The organism is Caballeronia sp. HLA56 (assembly GCF_054655155.1).
Window position 1 is genome coordinate 19,227 of the sequence record NZ_BAAHOB010000005.1, and the last position, 19,372, is coordinate 38,598.

The following is a 19,372-nucleotide window of genomic DNA, read 5'->3' on the forward strand; positions in this document are numbered from 1 at the left end:
TCGCTATTACACCAGTACGCGCTCGATACCGCCATTGTTCGCGCGCTCGACATACTGTTCCATCCAGTTCTCGCCGAGCACCTTGCGCGCCATTTCCACGACGATGTAATCCGCCTCGGTGTTGGCGTCCTCGTTGTAGCGCGACAAACCCTGCAGGCAGGACGGGCAGCTCGTGAGGATCTTGACGTCGGTGACGGCATTGTCCGGCTGCGGACCATCGCCCGCTTTCAGCACCGAACCCGGCTGCGCGCCCGCCGCACCGGCCGAGGCGTTCGCCATGTTGATGGCGTTCGCGCCCGCCTCCGCGACGAGCGGAATGCCGCGCAACTTCGCCGCGCCCTTGCGCATTTCCTCTTCCTTGCGAAAGCGCACTTGCGTGGAGATGTCCGGCCGCGTCACCGCGAGCGTGCCCGACTCGCCGCAGCAGCGATCATTTTTTTCGATCTTGTAGCCGTCCTGCTGCGAACCCATCAGCTCGTTGACGAGTTTGACCGGGTCCATCGTCTTGATCGGCGAATGACACGGGTCGTGATACATGTAGCGCGTGCCCTTCACGCCATCGAGCTTGATGTTCTTTTCGAGCAGGAACTCGTGGATGTCGATGATCCTGCATCCCGGGAAGATCTTCTCGAATTCATAGCCCGCGAGCTGGTCGTAACAGGTGCCGCACGACACGACCACGGTCTTGATATCCAGATAGTTCAGCGTATTGGCCACGCGATGGAACAACACGCGGTTATCCGTGACGATCTTCTCGGCCTTGTCGAACTGTCCCGCGCCGCGCTGCGGATAGCCGCAGCACAGATAGCCCGGCGGCAGCACGGTCTGCACGCCCGCTTCCCACAACATGGCTTGCGTGGCGAGCCCGACCTGCGAGAACAGACGCTCGGAACCGCAACCGGGAAAATAAAACACGGCTTCCGAATCCACCGTGGTTTTCTGCGGATTGCGGATGATCGGAACGATCTTGTTGTCCTCGATATCCAGCAGCGCGCGCGCCGTCTTCTTGGGCAGATTGCCCGGCATCTTCTTGTTCATGAAGTGGATCACTTGCGTGACCACCGGCGGCTTGCCGACCGTCGCGGGCGGTTTGGCCGTCTGCTTCTTCGCGAACTTCTTGAGGATGTCGTTGCCCAGACGCTGCGCCTTGTAGCCCACGCCCATCATTGCGGTGCGCGCGACGTTGATCGTCTGCGGATTCGTCGCGTTGAGGAAGAACATGCCCGCCGCGTTGCCCGCGTTGAACTTCTTTTTGCCCATCTTGCGCAGCAGATTGCGCATGTTCATGGTGACATCGCCGAAATCGATCTTCACCGGGCACGGCGTCACGCACTTATGGCAGACCGTGCAGTGATCGGCGACATCGTTGAATTCGTCCCAATGCTTGATCGACACGCCGCGGCGCGTCTGCTCTTCGTACAGGAACGCCTCGATGAGCAGCGAAGTCGCGAGAATCTTGTTGCGCGGGCTGTAGAGCAGGTTCGCGCGCGGCACGTGCGTCGCGCACACGGGCTTGCACTTGCCGCAGCGCAGGCAGTCCTTGATCGACTCGGAAATCGCGCCGATATCCGACTGCTGCATGATGAGCGACTCATAGCCCATCAGGCCGAAGCTCGGCGTGTACGCGTTGCGCAAGTCCGCGCCTTCGAGCAATTTGCCCGCGTTGAAGCGCCCCTGCGGATCGACGCGCTTCTTGTAATCGCGGAAGTCGCGGATTTCGTCATCGGTCAGGTACTCCAGCTTCGTGATGCCGATGCCGTGCTCGCCCGAGATCACGCCGTCCAGCGAACGCGCAAGCTTCATGATGCGCGCCACCGCGTGATGCGCGTCCTGCAGCATCGCGTAGTTGTCGGAGTTGACCGGAATGTTGGTGTGTACGTTGCCGTCGCCCGCGTGCATGTGCAGCGCGACGAACACGCGGCCGCGCAGCACTTGCTTGTGGATGGCCTGCGCTTCGTCGAGGATCGGCTTGAATTCGCCGCCGTTGAAGATTTGGCGCAATTCGCCGCGAATCTCCGTCTTCCATGAGATGCGCACGGTGCGGTCTTGCGCGACGTGGAACACGCTCGCATCCGGCTGGGTATCGACGCGATCCGCGAACTTCTCGGCGAGCCCTTCGTAGCCGAGATTCACGAGATAGTGCTGCGCCTCGCGCAAGGACATGTCGAGCTTGTCGCCGACGAAAGTCCAGCGCTCACGCACGCGCTTCATCAAATCGAGCGCCTGTTGCACGCGATCTTCGAGCAATTCGGCGGACGGAATCTCGTTCGCGTCGTCGCTCTTTCCGAGCGGCAGCTTGCCGGTCTTGAAGAACGCCTCGAGCGCGTCGACCAGTTGCAGCTTGTTCTTGATCGACAGCTCGATATTGATGCGCTCGATGCCGTCCGTGTACTCGCCCATGCGATTGAGCGGGATCACCACGTCTTCGTTGATCTTGAACGCGTTGGTGTGCTTCGCGATGGCGGCCGTGCGCGAACGGTCGAGCCAGAAGCGCTTGCGCGCCTCGGCGTTCACCGCGACGAAGCCTTCGCCGCTCTTGCCATTCGCCATGCGGACGACTTCGGAGGCGGCTTGCGCGACGGCATCGGCGTCGTTGCCGACGATATCGCCGATCAGCACCATCTTCGGAAACGCGTTGCGCTTGCTCTTGGTCGCATAGCCGACCGCGCGCAGATAGCGCTCGTCCAGATGTTCGAGTCCCGCGAGAATCGCGCCGCCCTCCTTCGACGTCTCGAACAGATAATCCTTGATCTCGACGATGCTCGGAATGGCGTCGCGCGCCTGGCCGAAAAATTCGAGACAGACGGTGCGCGTATGCGCGGGCATCTTGTGCAGAATCCAGCGCGCCGACGTGATGAGCCCGTCGCAACCTTCCTTCTGCACGCCCGGCAAGCCCGCGAGGAACTTGTCGGTGACGTCCTTGCCGAGCCCTTCCTTGCGGAACGTGCGGCCGGCGATATCGAGCGCCTCGGTTTTCAGGAGCTTTTCGCCGGGCGCGCGCGTGCCGTCGAACCAGTCGAGCCGGAAGCGCGCCACCGGAATGTCGTGGATCTTGCCGCAGTTATGTTCGAGGCGCGTGACTTCGAGCCAGTTGCCTTCCGGGTCCACCATGCGCCACCAGGCGAGATTGTCGAGCGCCGTGCCCCACAGCACTGCCTTCTTGCCGCCCGCGTTCATCGCGACATTGCCGCCGACGCACGATGCATCGAGCGATGTCGGATCGACGGCGAACACGAAGCCCGCCTGCTCCGCCGCTTCCGTGACGCGCCGCGTGACCACGCCCGCGCCGGAGAAAATGGTCGCGACCTTGTGATCGACGCCCGGAAGATCGGTCATCTCCACCGGCCCGAGTTGTTCGAGCTTTTCCGTGTTGATGACCGCGGAAAACGGCGTGAGCGGAATCGCGCCGCCGGTATAGCCCGTGCCGCCTCCACGCGGAATCACGGTGAGGCCGAGCTCGAAACACGCCTTGATGAGACCCGCGATCTCCGCCTCGGTGTCCGGCGTGAGCACGACGAACGGATATTCGACACGCCAGTCGGTGGCGTCGGTGACGTGCGAAACGCGCGACAGGCCGTCGAACTTGATGTTGTCCTTCTGCGTCTGTTTGCCCAGCACGCGCGACGCGCGGCGGCGCAATTCGGCCATGCGGCCGAATTCGGCGGAGAAGTCGTCCACGGCGCGGCGCGCGGCCGCGACCAGTAGTTGCACGCGTGCGGCGCGTTCCTGGCCTGCGTCGTCGCCGTGTTGCGATAGATCGGCGTTACGGCGCTTTTCGATTTCAGCCAGTCGATGATTCAGCGCTTCGACGAGCAATACGCGACGCTTCGGGTTGTCGAGCAAATCGTCCTGCAGATACGGATTGCGGCGTACGACCCAGATGTCGCCGAGCACTTCGTACAGCATGCGCGCCGAGCGGCCGGTGCGTCTTTCGCCGCGCAGTTCGTCGAGTGCGGCCCAGGCTTCGTCGCCGAGCAGCCGCATGACGATCTCGCGATCGGAAAACGACGTGTAGTTATAGGGAATTTCGCGCAGACGGGGCTCGACGTCGAGCGGCAAGGCGGCATGGGCGCCGTTCGGATCGAAGGCTTGAGGTGCGTTCATGTTCGACGGTTCGGTGAGCCGGCGAGCGCGTCAGGAAGCGCAAAGTCACCGGCGATGCGCGTGGGGGCGCAGATTTTTGGATGAGACTGTTCTGTAGGAAGGCCGCCGCATCGCGCAAATCCGGCAATGACACGGATGTAATGACGAGCCAGATGCGACACGGCGCCTTCAATGTGCCCGGATCAACGCCACGATCGCGCATGGCGCGCATGCCGCTCCGCCGCAGCGTGAAGCTCGCGGGGGACATACGCCAGTAAATCGATCCGAAGCTGCCAGTGCATCTGCCGATCCTGATTTGTAAAACGAAATTCTAACCCATCGCGAAAAAGGCCGTTCGTGACGGCTAGCAGGCAGAAGGGGCATTTGCGTGCCCGTTCACGACATGTTTCGGGCATTTTCCGCGCTTTTACTCCCGGCCGGTCGGTCGGCGATAAGGCGTCATAGCCGGAATGCTGCTTCTTCCGCGCTATCATTCATGCTTTCGCCCTCAAAAAAGCAGCGCGCGGCCGGCCTGCGCGACGATTTCGACGCATGACACATCCCGACTACCTGAAGAAAGTGCTGACCGCGCGAGTCTATGACGTCGCGCGCGAGAGCGAGCTCGAACCCGCGCGCAGTCTGTCCGCGCGCCTGCATAACGCCGTCTACCTCAAGCGCGAGGACAACCAGCCGGTGTTCTCCTTCAAGATTCGGGGCGCTTACAACAAGATGGCCAACCTGCCCGCCGACGTTCTGGCGCGCGGGGTCATTACGGCGTCGGCGGGCAATCATGCGCAGGGCGTGGCTTTGTCGGCGGCGCGGCTCGGCTGTCGCGCGGTGATCGCCGTGCCCACGACCACGCCGCAAGTGAAAATCGACGCGATCCGCGCGCATGGCGGCTCGACCGTCGAAGTGGTGCTAGCGGGCGAATCGTATAGCGACGCCTACGCGCGCGCCGTGCAGCTTCAGGAAGAGCGCGGCCTCACCTTCGTCCATCCGTTCGACGATCCCGACGTGATCGCCGGACAAGGCACCGTCGCCATGGAAATCCTGCGCCAGCATCAAGGTCCGATTCACGCGATCTTCGTGCCGATCGGCGGCGGCGGCTTGGCGGCGGGCGTGTCGGCGTACGTCAAGGCGATCAGGCCGGAGATCAAGGTCATCGGCGTGCAGACCGAGGATTCCTGCGCGATGGCGCAATCCATCGAGGCGGGCGAGCGCGTTACCTTGAGCGAAGTCGGCCTGTTTTCGGACGGCACGGCGGTGAAGCTCGTCGGCGAGGAAACCTTCCGCCTGTGCAGCGAGTTGCTCGATGAAGTCATCACCGTCGATACCGACGCGCTTTGCGCCGCCATCAAGGACGTCTTCCAGGACACGCGCAGCGTGCTCGAACCGGCGGGCTCGCTCGCGGTGGCGGGCGCGAAGGTCTATGCGGAACGCGAAGGTATCGAAGGAAAGACGTTGATCGCGGTGACTTCCGGCGCGAACATGAATTTCGACCGCATGCGCTTCGTGGCGGAACGCGCGGAAGTGGGCGAGGCGCGCGAGGCCGTGTTCGCGGTGACGATTCCCGAGGAACGCGGCAGCTTCAAACGCTTTTGCGAACTCGTCGGCGATCGCAGCGTGACCGAGTTCAACTACCGTATCGCGGATGCGGCGGCCGCGCATATCTTCGTCGGCGTGCAGATCAAGTCGCGCAACGAGACGGTGCAGATGCGCTCGGCGTTCATCGAGCACGGGTTCGCGACGGTCGATCTGTCGCACGACGAACTCTCGAAGCAGCACATTCGCTACATGGTCGGCGGCCATTCGCCGCTCGCGCATGACGAACGCCTGCTGCGTTTCGAATTTCCCGAGCGGCCGGGCGCGCTCATGCGCTTCCTTTCGTCGATGGCGCCGGACTGGAACATCAGCCTGTTCCACTACCGGAATCAAGGCGCGGACTATAGCTCGATTCTCGTCGGCATTCAGGTGCCGAGGGCGGATAACGCCGAGTTCGAGCGCTTTCTCGCGACGCTCGGTTATCCGTGGTGGGACGAGCAGCAGAACCCCGTCTACAAGCTGTTCCTGGCGTAAGTCGAGACTTCATGTCCAAGTTCACGCTCGAAGACAAGCTCGTCGTCGCGATTTCGTCGCGCGCGCTCTTCGACTTCGAGGAAGAAAACAGCGTGTTCGAGGCGGGCGATCTCGCACGTTACGAAGCGCTGCAACGTTCGCGGCTGGACAAATCCGCGAAACCGGGCGTGGCGTTCGGGCTCATTCGCAAACTGCTCGCGCTCAATGCGGGCGAGCAGCGCGTGGAAGTAGTGATTCTTTCGCGCAGCGATCCTATCAGCGGCCTGCGCGCGTTCCATTCGTGTCGTGAGCATGGACTGGCGATCGAACGCGGCGTGTTCACGCGCGGCCGTTCGCCCTTCAGCTACTTGAAACCGCTGCGTGCGTCGCTATTTTTATCGGCAAATCCCGACGATGTACGCGACGCGCTCGCCGCCGGTTTTCCCGCCGCGCGCGTGCTGCCGGAAACGCCGCGCGCAGCGAGCCGTTACGCGGACGAAATTCGCATTGCGTTCGATGGCGACGCCGTTCTCTTCTCCGATGAAGCCGAGCGCGTGTTTCAGGCCGACGGTTTGCTCGCCTTCGTCGGCCATGAAACGAACAAGAAAGATCTGCCGCTGCCGGGCGGACCGTTGAAGCCGCTGCTCGAAGCGCTGAACAAGCTGCAACGCATTGCCGCCGCGAATGAAGGCGAGCAGGCGGCCATGCATATCCGCACCGCGCTCGTCACCGCGCGTTCCGCTCCCGCGCACGAGCGCGCGATCCGGACGTTGATGGCGTGGGACATCGAAATCGACGAAGCGATGTTCCTGGGCGGTCTGGACAAGGGCGAATTCCTGCGTGAATTCGAGCCCGACTTTTTCTTCGACGATCAAATTCGCCATTGCGAATCGGCCCGCGGCGTGAGTCCGACCGGGCATGTTCTCAGCGGCATAGCGAACGCAACATGACACCCGAACAATCTCCGCTCGGCAAGCCTGTCCACTACACCGAACAGTACGATGCGTCGCTGCTGTTTCCGATAGAGCGCAAGAGCGCGCGCGATGCCATCGGCGTCGGCGCGCGGCTGCCGTTCTTCGGCACCGACATCTGGAACGCTTACGAGCTTTCGTGGCTGAACGCGCGCGGCAAGCCGCAGATCGCGGTGGCGACGTTCTTCGTGCCGGCGGATTCGCCGAATATCGTCGAATCGAAGTCGTTCAAGCTTTACCTTGGCTCGTTCGCGCAGACGAAGTTCGACTCCATCGACGACGTGCGCGCGGCCATCAAGCGCGACGTATCGGCGATCTGCGGAGCGACCGTATCGGTGCAACTTGCCGCGCCGGCAGATTTCGGCAAGCTCGCGATGGAAGAGTTCGATGGCTTGTCGCTCGACAGGCTCGATCTGGATACGGACATCTATATGCCCGATCCTTCACTGTTGAGCGCGACGCATGGCGAAGCACCCGTCGACGAGACGCTGTATTCGAATCTGCTGAAGTCGAATTGCCCGGTGACGGGACAGCCGGATTGGGGCAGCGTGCAGATTCGCTACTACGGCGGGCAGATCGATCACGCGGGTTTGCTGCGCTATCTGATTTCGTTTCGCGGACATACCGGTTTTCACGAGCAATGCGTCGAGCGCATTTTCATGGACGTGATGCGGGAATGTCAGCCGGAAAGGCTCGCGGTGTACGCGCGTTACACGCGGCGCGGCGGGCTGGATATCAATCCGTTCCGGACGAATTTCAATTTGCCGATGCCGGATAATGCGCGGTTGGCGCGGCAGTGAAGCTCGCCAATGCGGCTCCGACTTCCCGGAGCCGCATTGACGTTCAAGCCGACGCCTTCTTATAAGCCACGCAATCCACCTCGACCTTGCAATCGATCACCATCGACGACACCACGCAAGCTCTCGCCGGCGGATTCGCGCCGAAGTACTCCTTGAAGATCTTGTTGAAAGAAGCGAAGTCGCGCGGATCGTCCAGCCAGACGCCGCAGCGCACGACATGCTCCGTGCCGTATCCCGCTTCCGTCAGAATGGCGATCACGTTTTGAATTGCCTTGTGCGTCTGCTCGACGATTCCGCCGTTGATCACTTCGCCGTTCTCCATCGGCGTCTGGCCCGACACGAAGAGCCAGCCATCGGCCTCCACCGCGCGTGCAAACGGCATATGCGCGCCGCCTTGTCCCTTGCCGCCTTCAACGCCATATCGCTTCATCGTTCAACTCCTTGATTCAATCGTAAAGAATTCAAAACGCACCCTGCGCATCCAGCTTGGATGCCGCGCCGCGCGCCACGAAACGTCCCGCGCGCGCGCCGGTCACGGCGGCATCGCGATACGTCAAAACCCCATTCACCCACACCGCGTCGATGCCGTCCGCCGCCTGCTGCGGCTTCGCGAAGGTAGCGGCATCGCGCACACGCTCGGGATCGAACACGACCAGATCGGCGTGATAACCCACTTTCACTTCGCCACGCTCGGGCAGGCTGAAACGCCGCGCCGTCAGGCTCGTCATCTTGCGCACCGCTTCTTCGAGCGGCATCAGCGCCGTATCGCGCGCGTAGTGGCCAAGCACGCGCGGAAACGCGCCCCACAAGCGCGGATGCGGCAGCGGATCGTTCGGCAAGCCATCAGAGCCAACCATCGTCGCGGGATGCGCGAGAATGCGCCGCACATCGTCTTCCGACATGTTGTGATACACCGCGCCCGCCGGCTGCAAGCGTTTCGCCGCATCCTGCTGGCTCACGTTCCACTCGGCCGCCACCTCGCGAATCAGCTTGCCCGCCATCTCCGGATGCGGCTCCGACCACGTGATGGTGATGTCGATATCCCCCGTCACCTGCTTCAGATCCAGCGTCGACGAACTGCGGTTATACGGATAACAATCGCAACCAAGCGGCTGACCCTCGCGCACCGTTTCGAGCGACTTCAGCACTTCCACGCTTCGTCCCCAGTTCGACGGTCCCGCGCACTTCAAATGCGAAATCACCACCGGCACAAGCGCATGGCGACCGACGCGATACGCCTCTTCCATTGCATCGAGAATTGCATCGAACTCGGTGCGCATGTGCGTCGTGTAAAGCGCACCTGCCTTGGCAAGCGGCTCGGCAAGCGCCTCCACTTCCTCTGGCGGCGCGTTGAACGCCGAACCATAAGCCAGCCCGCTCGATAACCCAAGCGCGCCGTTATCCAGCGCTTCTTCGAGTTGCGCTCGCATGCCTTCCACCTCAGCGCCGTTCGCCGCGCGATCCAGCCGGTCCATGTGATTGTTGCGCAGCGCCGTATGGCCGATCAGCGCGCCGACATTCACGGCGGGACGCGCTTCGTTGACGGCATCGACATAAGCGGCGAAGGTCGGATATTTGAACGCGTTGGCGTCGCCGAGCAGATTCATCGGATCGGGCGGGTTGCCCTTCAACGTCACCGGCGACGCGCTGATCCCGCAATTGCCGACGATCACCGTGGTCACGCCTTGCGTGATCTTCGGCATCATCTGCGGCGAGCGGATCACGTGCGTGTCGTCGTGCGTATGGACGTCGATGAAACCGGGCGCCAGCACCTTGCCCTGCGCGTCGAACACTTCATCGGCGTTCCAGTTGGCGAGGGCGCCGGGCGCCACGATGGCGACGATGCGGCCATCGCGCACCGCGACATCGCGCTCGACGGCGGGCGCACCCGTGCCGTCGATCACACGCGCACCGATGATCAACGTATCGGCCTTCTGCTTCGAGGGCGATTCCATGTCAGTCTCCCAAAGGTTGCCGCTCGCCGCCGCCACGATGCGCATCGAGCGCGTGCTTCATGCGGCGCAGCAGTTCACGGCTGTGATCGGCCTGCTTCACCGCGAGTTCGGTGACCAGCAGATCGAGCGCCATCATCATTGCGTAACGCGACGACGACGGCTTGTAGATGAAATCCGTTTCTATTGCGATGACCGGAATGAGCCAGTCCGCGAGCTTCGCCAGCGGCGACGCCGGCGCGGTCAACGCGATCACGCACGCGCCGTATTCACGCGCGATTCGGCAGCTTTCGAGCATCTCCGGCGTCTGCCCCGTCACGGACAGCGCGACAACGACGTGTTCGCTCGATAACGTCGATGCCACCATGCGCTGCAGCAGTCCGTCCTGATACGACGCCACCGGCCGCCCGAGCCGCACGAGACGAAAGCGCATCTCGTCGGCGAGCGCGGTCGAGCCGCCGCCCATGCCGAACACGTAGATCATCGACGCAGCCGCGAGTGCATCGGCGGCTTGCGCAATGGGCGCGGCACGCAGCGCCCCCTGATTCTGTGCGAGCGTGGCCTGCACTTCCTCGAAGATGCGCGCGGCGAGTGTTTCAGGCACGGCGTCCGGTTCGGGCTTCAAAAAGCGTTGCCCGACGCCCGCCGCCTGCGCGAGCCGCAGCTTGAGTTCGCGCACGTCCTGACAGCCGACCGCTTTCGCAAAGCGCGTGACCGTGGCGATACTTACTTCCGCCTTGTCCGCAAGCGCGCCGATGCTCGCCCGCGACGCGCCCGTGAGATCGTCGAGGATCAGCGCGGCGACCTTGCGCTCGGCGCTGCGCAATTCGGGCGCGCGTTGCGCGATGCGCGCGACGATATCGAAGGTGAGCGAATCGGCGTGGCCGTTCATAGTGCTGACAGGGTTAACCCACAGTGTATGTTACTAAATAACATCTCACCGAGAATGCTACTTTGGGTAACATGATGCCGTCAACCGCGACGCCATTTTAAGCACCGACAGAATCTATTCATCCGGACGATGGAGTAGCAGCACATGAAAGTTACAAACTATCAGAACGCGACAATCGACCCGTTTGGCAAGGGTCTCGGCATGGTGCCGGGCACGGGCATCAATCTGACGGACGCGGCGCGTCTGCAATGGAACCTGCTCGAAGAGGACGTGAGCTTGCCTGCCGCCGTGCTGTATGCAGAGCGCATCGAACACAATTTGAAGTGGATGCAGGCGTTCGTCGAAGAGTACGGCGTGAAACTCGCGCCGCACGGCAAGACCACCATGGCGCCGCAACTCTTTCGCCGCCAACTCGACACCGGCGCGTGGGGCATCACGCTTGCCACGGCGCATCAGGTGCGCGCGGCGTATCGCGGCGGCGTGTATCGCATCCTGCTGGCGAATCAGCTCGTCGGCAAACGCAACATGGGCATGATCGCCGAGCTGCTGACGGACCCGAACTTCGAGTTCTTCTGTCTCGTCGATTCAGCGGATGGCGTCGATCAACTGGGCGCATTCTTCAGCGACGTGCACAAGAAGCTGAACGTGCTGATCGAACTCGGCGTGCCGGGCGGACGCACGGGCGTGCGCGACGACGCGCAGCGCGAAGCCGTGCTCGCGGCCATCGCGCGCTGGCCGGGCACGATCGAACTGGCGGGAATCGAACTATACGAAGGCGTCTTGCAGGACGAATCGAAGGTACGCGACTTTTTGAAGAGCGCCGTCGACACCACCCGCACCTTGATCGATGCTGGCAAGATCGCGCGCAAGCCGGCGATTCTCTCGGGCGCGGGATCGGCATGGTACGACGTCGTCGCCGACGAATTCGCCAAGGCGAACAGCGACGCCATTGAAGTCGTACTGCGTCCCGGCTGCTATCTGACGCACGACGTCGGCATCTACAAGAAAGCGCAGAACGAAATCTTCGCGCGCAATCCCATCGCGAAGAAGATGGGGCAAGGGCTTAAACCCGCGCTGCAATTGTGGGCGTACGTGCAGTCCATTCCCGAGCCGGACCGCGCGATCATCGGGCTCGGCAAGCGCGATTCCGCATTCGACGCGGGCTTGCCGGAACCGGCGAAGCATTTTCGTCCGGGCACGGAAGCGCCACGCGATATCTCGACGGATGAAGGCTGGGAAATCTTTGGCCTGATGGACCAGCACGCTTACTTGCGCATTAAGCCCGGCGATGATCTCAAGGTCGGCGACATGATCGCCTTCGACATCTCGCACCCGTGTCTCACGTTCGACAAGTGGCGTCAGGTGCTCGTGGTCGATCCTAAATACCGCGTCACCGAAGTGATCGAAACGTTCTTTTGACGCGTCAGGCTTTTTCGGCGGCGGTATCGACGAGTGCGGCGTTCGCCGCGTTTTGCACCGCGACTTCCTGAATGCGCGCTTCGAGCATATGAAGCGCGCCCGACAGCGCCTCGATGGCGTCGTCCGGCAACGATGCCATGGTGTCGTGCAGAAACGCCGTGCGGCGCGGCATGCCCTCTTCCGCCGCCGCGCGGCCTTGCGCTGTCAGCGCGACATTCGACACGCGATTGTCGCGGACATCCACGCTGCGCACGACCCAGCCGAGACCTTCCAGCGTCTTTAACTGACGAGTCAGCGCGCCCGGGTCCACGCGCAGGCGTTCGACGAGTTTCTTCTGCGACACCTCGCCCTCGTGCTCATGCAAGGCGAACAGAATGCGCCAGCGCGGCATCGGCTGGCCGACGGCTGCTTCGAACGCCGACATGAAAGCGCGATACGTCCGCCCGAACTGCTGCACCACCGCGATACGTTCCTGTTCGTTCATGCTCTCGATTCCGTTGTAATTCATTCGGCGAGGATGACCGGTTCGTGCGTTCGTTTCAAGCGCACGGGCGGCACGCGGCGCGACTGCCAGAGCGATACGACCGCGACGACGGCCGCGACCGCGAGGCCGATGTGGATCGCCGCCACCAGCGATTCGCGCGCGGATTCGAGCAGCATCGCGCCGTTATGACCCGCAGCCGCAAGCTGCGCGAGCAGCGTGTCCTGTCCTTCGCGATTGATGAGGATTTGCGGATCGGAAAGATCGCCGAGCCAGTGCATTGCGTGATCTCGTTCAAGCGCGAGGCTCACGCCGCTCGCGTACAGATGGCTCACGAGCGTGCCGGTCAATGCCGTGCCGATCATCCCGCCGATCATGCGTAGCGATTGCAACAATGCCGTCGCAATTCCCAGATGCTGACGTCCCGCGGTCTGTTGCGCGAACACGGTGAGGTTCGGCATGACGAAGCCCAGGCCGAGCCCGCCCATCAGCATGACGACGAGCAGCATGGAACGCGGCATCGTATGCGTGGCGATCACCACGCCGAAACACGACGCGGCGAGAAACGCGAAACCCACGTACAGCATGAGATTCGCGTTCTTCAAACGCGTCACGATTCGTCCGTTCACGATACTGCCAATGGTAATGAACACGACGAGCGGCGTGATCATCATGCCCGCGTCTTTCGGCGACATGCCGAAGCCGCCCTGGAACAGCAGCGGCGCATAGAACAGCAGCGAGAACATGGTGAAGCCGCCGAGAATCGCCAGCGTGAACAGCGCGGCGAGGCTCTTGTTGCGGAACATATCGACGGGAAGAATCGCGTAGCTGCAACGCAGTTCCCACTTCCACAGGCTGTAGGACGCCACGATGGCCACCGCCAACAGCATCGCCGTCTCGACACTGATGCCGTGCTTCGGCAACATCTCGACGAACAATTGCAGCGCGCCGAGCGCAACCGCGATCAGCGCGGCGCCGGGCCAGTCGAGCCGCATCTTGCCTTCGTGCGCGACATGCCGCAGATGCGGCAAAAAGCGCCAGACGAAGAACAGCGACAGCACGCCGACGGGCAGATTCACGTAGAACACCGAGCGCCAGCCGTAATACTGCGTGAGAATCCCGCCGAGCGAAGGGCCGACCGCATTGGCGATGCCGAAAGCGGAACTCATCAGCACCTGCCAGCGCAGGCGCACGACCGAATCCGGGAACAGATCCGCGATGCACGCGAACGCGGTGCCAACCAGCATCCCGCCGCCGATGCCCTGCAAACCGCGCGCGAGCACCAAAAACATCATGCTGTTGGCGAGTCCGCACAACACGGACGCCACCGTGAACACGATAATCGAAGCGATCACGAAGGGTTTGCGACCGTAGTAATCGCCGAGCCGCCCGAAAATAGGTACGGTAATGACGGAGGTCAGCAAATAGGAGGTTGCGACCCAGGCGTAAAGGTCGAAGCCTTTGAGTTCGGCCACGATAGTAGGCAGCGCGGTGCCCACGACGGTCTGGTCCAGCGCGACGAGCATGGTGACGAAAGAGATGCCCAACATCGCCATGAGCGATTCGCGGAAGGGCAAGACCTGTCCGCTGGAGTGATGCGCGGCTGTGTGAACGGCCATTTTTGTGGACGCAATTATTGACGAGTCAAAGATTGGGAATCATAGCACGCTCGCGTGCTCTAAGCCGTGTGGCCCACCGCTCTCTTCATGCACGTTCCCGGACATTTTTCGTATGCAACCGACGCCCATCATCACTTCGCCGCTTACTGCCGAAGATTTCACCGCTCTGTCCCGCGCGAAGGAGGCGCTCGAAAGCCCTTCGCTCACGATGAAACTGGCGAGCGTGGTCGGCGCGCCGATCGAAAAACTCATGGGACGGCTTCCAGCCTCGGCTCAGGGGAAAGTCGACGAAGCCACGCAAGTCGCGCTCAAGAAATGCCTGCAGCTTGCGCTGCGCACGCTCGGCAACAGCGCGCCGTCCGACTCGCTGCTCGCGCCGCCGCCGGACAAACCGCGCAATCTGATGCACAAACTCGCCGTCGCGACGACGGGTGCGGCGGGCGGCGCATTCGGCTTGTTTGCGTTGCCCGTCGAGTTGCCCGTCACGACCACGTTGATGTTTCGCTCGATTTGCGACATCGCGCGCAGCGAAGGCGAGGACGTGCATCGCGTGGAGACGCAGTTGCAATGCATGATGGTGCTCGGCATGGGCGGCACCCACAAAGACGACGATAACGCCGACATCGGCTATTTCATCGTTCGCGGCGCACTCGCGCAGTCCATCTCGCGCGCGACCAACGAAATCGCGGCCAAGGGATTGAGCAGTCATGGCTCGACGGCGCTGCTCAAATTCTTGCAGACCATCGCGTCGCGCTTCTCGGTGCAGGTCAGCGAGCAGGTCGCGGCCAAGTCGATTCCGGCCATCGGCGCGGTTCTCGGCGCCATGGTCAACACCGTGTTCATCGACCATTTTCAGCAGATGGCGCTCGGACACTTCACCGTGCGCAGACTCGAACGGCAATACGGAACGGCGGCGGTCGAGCGCGCCTATCAGACCATCGAGGTGATCGGCGGGCGCTGAGCGTTGTCGGCGCTCGTCGTGGTCGCTATGAAGCGCGCGGCTTGCGTGAGCGCATCGCGCGCTTCGGGCATGAATGGCGCCCAGATCTGAAAAATATGCGGGACGTTGCGCCAGATTTGCAATTGCACGTCCACGTTGGTTTCGCGCGCTATTTTCGCGACGCGCGTGGCATCGTCGAGAAGCAATTCCGTGTCGCCTGCTTGAATCAGGAGCGGCGGCAGGCCTCGATAATCGCCGAAAAGCGGTGACGCGTAGGGATCACGCGAATCGGCATCGCCGAGATAGAGCGCGGCCACACGCGGGAAGACCGATGCGTGGAACATCGGGTCACGGCCTTCGTTTGCTTGCATCGACGCGCCGCCGCAGGTCAGGTCGGTCCACGGCGAAAACAGCACCGCGCCGGCGGGCAATGGAACCCGTGCATCGCGAAGCGCGAGCAATGTGGCGAGCGCGAGGCCACCGCCGGCCGAATCGCCCGCAATGACGATCGATTTTGCATCGATGCCCGACGCGAGCAGGCGGCGGTAAGCGGCAACGGCGTCGTCGAGCGCGGCCGGAAAGCGATGCTCGGGAGCCAGCCGGTAATCGAGCGAAAACACGTCGGCATCCGCACGCGTCGCAAGACCGAACGTGATCGCTCGATGACTGCGCGGCGAGCAAAAGTAATAGCCGCCGCCGTGGAGATAAAGCACCGTCCGTCGATCATGCGCGGCGCTCTCGCGGCGCAACCATTCGCCATCCGGCTCGATATTGACTCGCCATCCCTTCGGTACACGCGGCAACCAGATTCGACGCGATGCGTAGGTCCGCGCGCGCTCGACATCGAGTGTGGGCTTCGCCGTTTCCGGCCGCATTTGCCGCTTGAGCAGCCAGCATGCGAACGCGCTTTGCCAACTCATCGTAGCGGGCTCAGGCTTTGAGTCGAGCCGATCAGTTCGATGGCATCACCTGACCGCGAATCTCGCCGGTCGGGTTTTCCTGTGTGTGAATGTTGAAATACCATTGCCCGGCCATGAGGTCCGTGACCTGCTGCTCGGTGAGCGTGGCCCGACCTTTCATCGGACTGGCGAGCGCATGTTTGTCGGCGGGTACTTGCGGCTTCGCGTTCTGACCGACGGGCGCGGGACCGTGAAAGTGGGCCATCGTGACCGGGCCGGAAAGCTCGGCGTAAGTCGCGGTCCAGGTGATGACTTTGGTGTCGGTGTCGAACGTGGCGTCGAGCATGCCGTGGCCTTTGCTGACGCGCGGCGGAACTTCGCTCGATGGCTGCAGATTTGCCTTCAGCGCGATGGTATCGGCGAATGCCGCCGAGGATGCGAGCAACGTGAACATCATGGCTGCGATGCAGCGGACATGTGGTCTGCATGTCGGGATCATTCTGGCTCTCCTTGGTGACGGCCAAGCGCTTCGCTTTCATATCGTTGATGCGCTTACGGCATCGCCATGGTAGAGCATTCGGATGATCGATGTTTTTCAGTGTGCGCCGTTCACGCGCGCGAATGCAAAAAGGGCGCCGCGCGGCGCCCTTTTCTTTCTACTGCTAGCTAGCTACTGCTTACAACTCAGCCCGCTTTAGAAGCGGTGACGGATACCAGCCGTCACGAGAACCTGACGGCTGCTCGACGATGCTGCTGCACCGCTGATTTGAGCCGACGGGTATTCGTTTTCCGGCAGACCGCTTGCAATTTGCATCACGCCTTCAGCGTAGACGTCCGTACGCTTGGACAACGCGTAGTCGGTCTGCAAGGCGAACTGGTGATAGCGAACGCGCGTGGATTCGCCCACGGCACCGAGCTTCTGGTTGGTGAACGTGTAGGCCGCACCCAGCGACAGCGCCGGCGTCAGAGCGTAACGAGCGTTTGCTTCGTAGTTGTTCGTGACGGCCGTAGCGTCGAAGTTGCTGCCGTCTTGACGAACTTGCGTCCACAGCAGGCCGAATTGCATAGCATTCGTCGAGTAGCTGGCGCCTGCGCCGAACGTACGTTGACGGATCGTGCCGAATGCGGCTTCTGCGGCCTCTGCCGGCTGACCGGCTGCTACAAAAGCGTCACCGACGACATGCGGAACGACCGTAGCACCGTTGATGGCGCCAGCGTTGTTGCTGTTGATGCCATTTGCTTGCGTGTATGCAATGCCAGCCTTGATCGGGCCGTTAGCGTAGCCAGCACCCAGGCTGTACGCGCGATTCGCCGCGAAGCTGCCTGCCGAGTTCGAGAAGCCGTACTCGCCGCCGAACGTCAGACCAGCATAGTTGGCGCTCTGGAACTTGATCGAGTTGCTGAGACGGAAGTTGTTGCCGTCCAGGTTATCCAGGTTGTCCGGGTGCGCGAAGTACGTGCCGCCGAACGTGCCCGTTGCGCTCAAAGGACCGAGGTAGTCAGCCACGGAGTCGTTCTGACGACCCAACGTTACCGTGCCTTGGTTCGTCGAGATGCCGACATACGACTGACGGGCAGCACCGGCGCCGCTACCGTCTGCCGGGTTGAAGCCGCTTTCCAGCCTGAAGACTGCCTTCATGCCGTTGCCCAGATCTTCAGCGCCCGTCAGGCCCCAACGGCTGTCTTGCACGTTGTTACCCGTAACGCCCCATGCGCTTGCCTTGTTGTAGTCCGAACCCTGTGCCGAACGCACGTTGTTCACGAACGTGAAACCTGCGTCTACCGTGCCGTACAGCGTGACGCTGCTTTGTGCGCTTGCAGCCGTGGCGAACGATGCAGCCAGAGCGGCCACTGCGGCTCCGATAAGATTCTTTTTCATGCGAATTCCTTTGATTGAGTCACGAGACTCGATGAGTTGCTTAAGGCCGCGGCGCGGCACATCTGGGATCGAAGCCCCGGAGAAAGCCTCACACCGATATTCGGCAGCCCAAAGTGTATGGCGCAGCTTTTTGCAGAGACCACCAAGGAACGAGCAAAAGGTCTTTCGAATAAATCGAAAAATAGAATTTCAATATGACTTAACGCTTATGCATCTGGTACTTACCCGAATGCTTTTTCTTTAACGAGATGGACCAGGCGCAGCATCGTTGCACACATGCGACAGTGGCTGACGAGCGACAGCGAGAAGACATCGGAGTCGTCTTATTCACAAGATGTATCGGGCTACGTAACATCGCGCACGCGAGGTGGCACTCCTGCCCTTGCTGACTTCGCATCGACCACCCGCAGCTCACGCTTTCGTCAGGCCATCCGCTCATGAACCAATTACAGGCGATGCGCGTCTTCCTCAAAGTCGCGGAGACATCTTCTTTTGGCCGCGCGGCCGCAGCGCTCGATCTTTCGAACGCCGTGGTCACGCGCTATGTCTCGCTACTCGAAGCGCATCTCAATACCCGCTTGCTGAATCGCACGACACGAAGCGTGTCGCTGACCGAAGCGGGCAAGGAATACGCCGATGGCTGCCGAACAGTGATCGAACACGTCGAGAATATCGAGGCATCAGTAGCGAACAGTTCAGTCGATCCATCCGGAACACTCAAGCTCGTTGCATCGGCATCGTTTTCCTTGCTCGAACTCACGCCCATGCTGCGCGCTTATCGCGATCGCTATCCGAGCGTGAAGCTCAGTCTTACGCTGCTCCATCGGCCGGTCGATCTCGTCGATGAAGGCTTCGATGTCGGCATCGTCGTGCCGCATCTCGTCAATAGCGGCACGCTCATCAACCGGCCACTTTTCAAGGTCGCCGCGGCACTCGTCGCATCGCCCGACTATCTCGCCCGCCGCGGCATGCCCGCGCGGCCCGCCGCTCTCGTCAAACACGAGTTTCTCGCGCCGTCCACGGATATTCACGGATCGAAGTGGTCATTCACCAGTCCGACGGGTTCGCGCGAGGAAGTGTCGATCGACCCGTCGTACACGGTGAACAGTTCACCCATGTTGCGGCAGGCGGCGATATTGGGAATGGGCATTGCCGTATTGCCCGAGAGCTATGTCCGGCAGGACGTCGAAGCGGGCGCGCTCGTGCGCTTGCTGCCGGCCTACACGCTCAACGACGCGGACAAGGAAGTGTCGATCGTTTATCCGGGACGCAGACACGTATCGGCCAAGACGCGTTCATTCGTCGACTTTGCGCTGACGCATTTCCGGGACCGAGCGACGTCCGATAGCGGCGCGGCCAGTCTTTCCGACTAAAAGAAAAAA

15 protein-coding genes are annotated in these 19,372 nt (G+C 61.9%); 6 read left to right on the forward strand and 9 right to left on the reverse strand.

Translation table 11 applies throughout. The features are described 5' to 3' along the window. Window positions 1-6 precede the first annotated feature (6 nt). Entirely contained in the window at window positions 7-4,104 is a 4,098-nt protein-coding gene (locus ACYQ47_RS19520; protein WP_250525365.1) for a DUF3683 domain-containing protein, read from the reverse strand. 531 nt (window positions 4,105-4,635) lie between these two features. Between ACYQ47_RS19520 and ilvA the strand changes: the two genes are divergently transcribed. Genes ilvA through queF form a run of 3 tightly spaced genes read left to right on the forward strand, consistent with a single transcriptional unit; the run spans window position 4,636 to window position 7,909 of the window. Further along, window positions 4,636-6,159, forward strand: coding sequence for a threonine ammonia-lyase, biosynthetic (gene ilvA / locus ACYQ47_RS19525; protein WP_244826954.1), 1,524 nt, complete (start codon window positions 4,636-4,638; stop codon window positions 6,157-6,159). Window positions 6,160-6,170: 11 nt separating this feature from the next. Next, on the forward strand, window positions 6,171-7,088 hold the full coding sequence (locus tag ACYQ47_RS19530; protein ID WP_459906531.1) for a 5'-nucleotidase: 918 nt from the start codon (window positions 6,171-6,173) through the stop codon (window positions 7,086-7,088). After that, a complete protein-coding gene (gene queF / locus ACYQ47_RS19535) occupies window positions 7,085-7,909 on the forward strand; it encodes an NADPH-dependent 7-cyano-7-deazaguanine reductase QueF (protein ID WP_244826952.1) in 825 nt (274 codons plus the stop codon). The genes ACYQ47_RS19530 and queF overlap by 4 nt, the downstream gene beginning before the upstream one ends. 43 nt (window positions 7,910-7,952) lie before the next feature. Here the strand turns inward: queF and ACYQ47_RS19540 are convergent, their stop codons facing one another. Genes ACYQ47_RS19540 through ACYQ47_RS19550 form a run of 3 tightly spaced genes read right to left on the reverse strand, consistent with a single transcriptional unit; the run spans window position 7,953 to window position 10,753 of the window. Beyond that, a complete protein-coding gene (locus ACYQ47_RS19540; RefSeq protein WP_244826950.1) occupies window positions 7,953-8,339 on the reverse strand; it encodes a RidA family protein in 387 nt (128 codons plus the stop codon). A gap of 31 nt (window positions 8,340-8,370) precedes the next feature. Beyond that, window positions 8,371-9,864 (reverse strand): N-acyl-D-amino-acid deacylase family protein, encoded by a 1,494-nt coding sequence (locus ACYQ47_RS19545; protein ID WP_459906532.1) that lies wholly within the window; start codon window positions 9,862-9,864, stop codon window positions 8,371-8,373. 1 nt (window position 9,865) lies between these two features. Further along, complete coding sequence (locus tag ACYQ47_RS19550; RefSeq protein ID WP_250462928.1) at window positions 9,866-10,753, reverse strand: MurR/RpiR family transcriptional regulator; 888 nt, start codon at window positions 10,751-10,753, stop codon at window positions 9,866-9,868. 144 nt (window positions 10,754-10,897) lie between these two features. On the opposite strand from ACYQ47_RS19550, the gene ACYQ47_RS19555 reads away from it, so the two are divergent. Further along, window positions 10,898-12,172 carry an amino acid deaminase gene (locus tag ACYQ47_RS19555; protein ID WP_459906533.1) on the forward strand — a complete coding sequence of 425 codons (1,275 nt, stop codon included), beginning with the start codon at window positions 10,898-10,900 and terminating at the stop codon, window positions 12,170-12,172. A 4-nt stretch (window positions 12,173-12,176) separates the two neighbouring features. On the opposite strand, the gene ACYQ47_RS19560 is transcribed toward ACYQ47_RS19555, so the two are convergent. Next, complete coding sequence (locus ACYQ47_RS19560; protein ID WP_250462921.1) at window positions 12,177-12,656, reverse strand: MarR family winged helix-turn-helix transcriptional regulator; 480 nt, start codon at window positions 12,654-12,656, stop codon at window positions 12,177-12,179. Window positions 12,657-12,676: 20 nt separating this feature from the next. After that, window positions 12,677-14,272: an MDR family MFS transporter gene (locus ACYQ47_RS19565; protein WP_244826945.1), complete on the reverse strand. Its 1,596-nt coding sequence runs from the start codon at window positions 14,270-14,272 to the stop codon at window positions 12,677-12,679. A 112-nt stretch (window positions 14,273-14,384) separates the two neighbouring features. Here ACYQ47_RS19565 and ACYQ47_RS19570 point away from each other — a divergent pair, with 112 nt between their 5' ends. Further along, window positions 14,385-15,233 (forward strand): EcsC family protein, encoded by an 849-nt coding sequence (locus ACYQ47_RS19570; RefSeq protein WP_244826944.1) that lies wholly within the window; start codon window positions 14,385-14,387, stop codon window positions 15,231-15,233. On the opposite strand, the gene ACYQ47_RS19575 is transcribed toward ACYQ47_RS19570, so the two are convergent. From ACYQ47_RS19575 to ACYQ47_RS19585, 3 genes are all read right to left on the reverse strand, one after another. Further along, complete coding sequence (locus ACYQ47_RS19575; protein ID WP_459906534.1) at window positions 15,203-16,132, reverse strand: alpha/beta hydrolase; 930 nt, start codon at window positions 16,130-16,132, stop codon at window positions 15,203-15,205. The two genes, ACYQ47_RS19570 and ACYQ47_RS19575, sit on opposite strands and share 31 nt — an antisense overlap. 31 nt (window positions 16,133-16,163) lie before the next feature. Further along, window positions 16,164-16,610, reverse strand: a complete 447-nt coding sequence (locus tag ACYQ47_RS19580; RefSeq protein WP_459906535.1) for a CHRD domain-containing protein — start codon at window positions 16,608-16,610, stop codon at window positions 16,164-16,166. 195 nt (window positions 16,611-16,805) lie between these two features. Continuing rightward, the gene (locus tag ACYQ47_RS19585; RefSeq protein ID WP_459906536.1) at window positions 16,806-17,990 is read right to left on the reverse strand and encodes a porin; all 1,185 of its coding nucleotides are present in this window, start codon (window positions 17,988-17,990) and stop codon (window positions 16,806-16,808) included. A 437-nt stretch (window positions 17,991-18,427) separates the two neighbouring features. Between ACYQ47_RS19585 and ACYQ47_RS19590 the strand changes: the two genes are divergently transcribed. Further along, complete coding sequence (locus ACYQ47_RS19590) at window positions 18,428-19,363, forward strand: LysR family transcriptional regulator (protein ID WP_459906537.1); 936 nt, start codon at window positions 18,428-18,430, stop codon at window positions 19,361-19,363. Window positions 19,364-19,372: the final 9 nt, after the last annotated feature.

Coding starts and splice junctions, on each gene's coding strand:
- ACYQ47_RS19520 (WP_250525365.1), bottom strand. CDS start 4,104: ATGAACGCACCTCAAGCCTTCGATCCGAACGGCGCCCATGCCGCCTTG.
- ilvA (WP_244826954.1), top strand. CDS start 4,636: ATGACACATCCCGACTACCTGAAGAAAGTGCTGACCGCGCGAGTCTAT.
- ACYQ47_RS19530 (WP_459906531.1), top strand. CDS start 6,171: ATGTCCAAGTTCACGCTCGAAGACAAGCTCGTCGTCGCGATTTCGTCG.
- queF (WP_244826952.1), top strand. CDS start 7,085: ATGACACCCGAACAATCTCCGCTCGGCAAGCCTGTCCACTACACCGAA.
- ACYQ47_RS19540 (WP_244826950.1), bottom strand. CDS start 8,339: ATGAAGCGATATGGCGTTGAAGGCGGCAAGGGACAAGGCGGCGCGCAT.
- ACYQ47_RS19545 (WP_459906532.1), bottom strand. CDS start 9,864: ATGGAATCGCCCTCGAAGCAGAAGGCCGATACGTTGATCATCGGTGCG.
- ACYQ47_RS19550 (WP_250462928.1), bottom strand. CDS start 10,753: ATGAACGGCCACGCCGATTCGCTCACCTTCGATATCGTCGCGCGCATC.
- ACYQ47_RS19555 (WP_459906533.1), top strand. CDS start 10,898: ATGAAAGTTACAAACTATCAGAACGCGACAATCGACCCGTTTGGCAAG.
- ACYQ47_RS19560 (WP_250462921.1), bottom strand. CDS start 12,656: ATGAACGAACAGGAACGTATCGCGGTGGTGCAGCAGTTCGGGCGGACG.
- ACYQ47_RS19565 (WP_244826945.1), bottom strand. CDS start 14,272: ATGGCCGTTCACACAGCCGCGCATCACTCCAGCGGACAGGTCTTGCCC.
- ACYQ47_RS19570 (WP_244826944.1), top strand. CDS start 14,385: ATGCAACCGACGCCCATCATCACTTCGCCGCTTACTGCCGAAGATTTC.
- ACYQ47_RS19575 (WP_459906534.1), bottom strand. CDS start 16,132: ATGAGTTGGCAAAGCGCGTTCGCATGCTGGCTGCTCAAGCGGCAAATG.
- ACYQ47_RS19580 (WP_459906535.1), bottom strand. CDS start 16,610: ATGATCCCGACATGCAGACCACATGTCCGCTGCATCGCAGCCATGATG.
- ACYQ47_RS19585 (WP_459906536.1), bottom strand. CDS start 17,990: ATGAAAAAGAATCTTATCGGAGCCGCAGTGGCCGCTCTGGCTGCATCG.
- ACYQ47_RS19590 (WP_459906537.1), top strand. CDS start 18,428: ATGAACCAATTACAGGCGATGCGCGTCTTCCTCAAAGTCGCGGAGACA.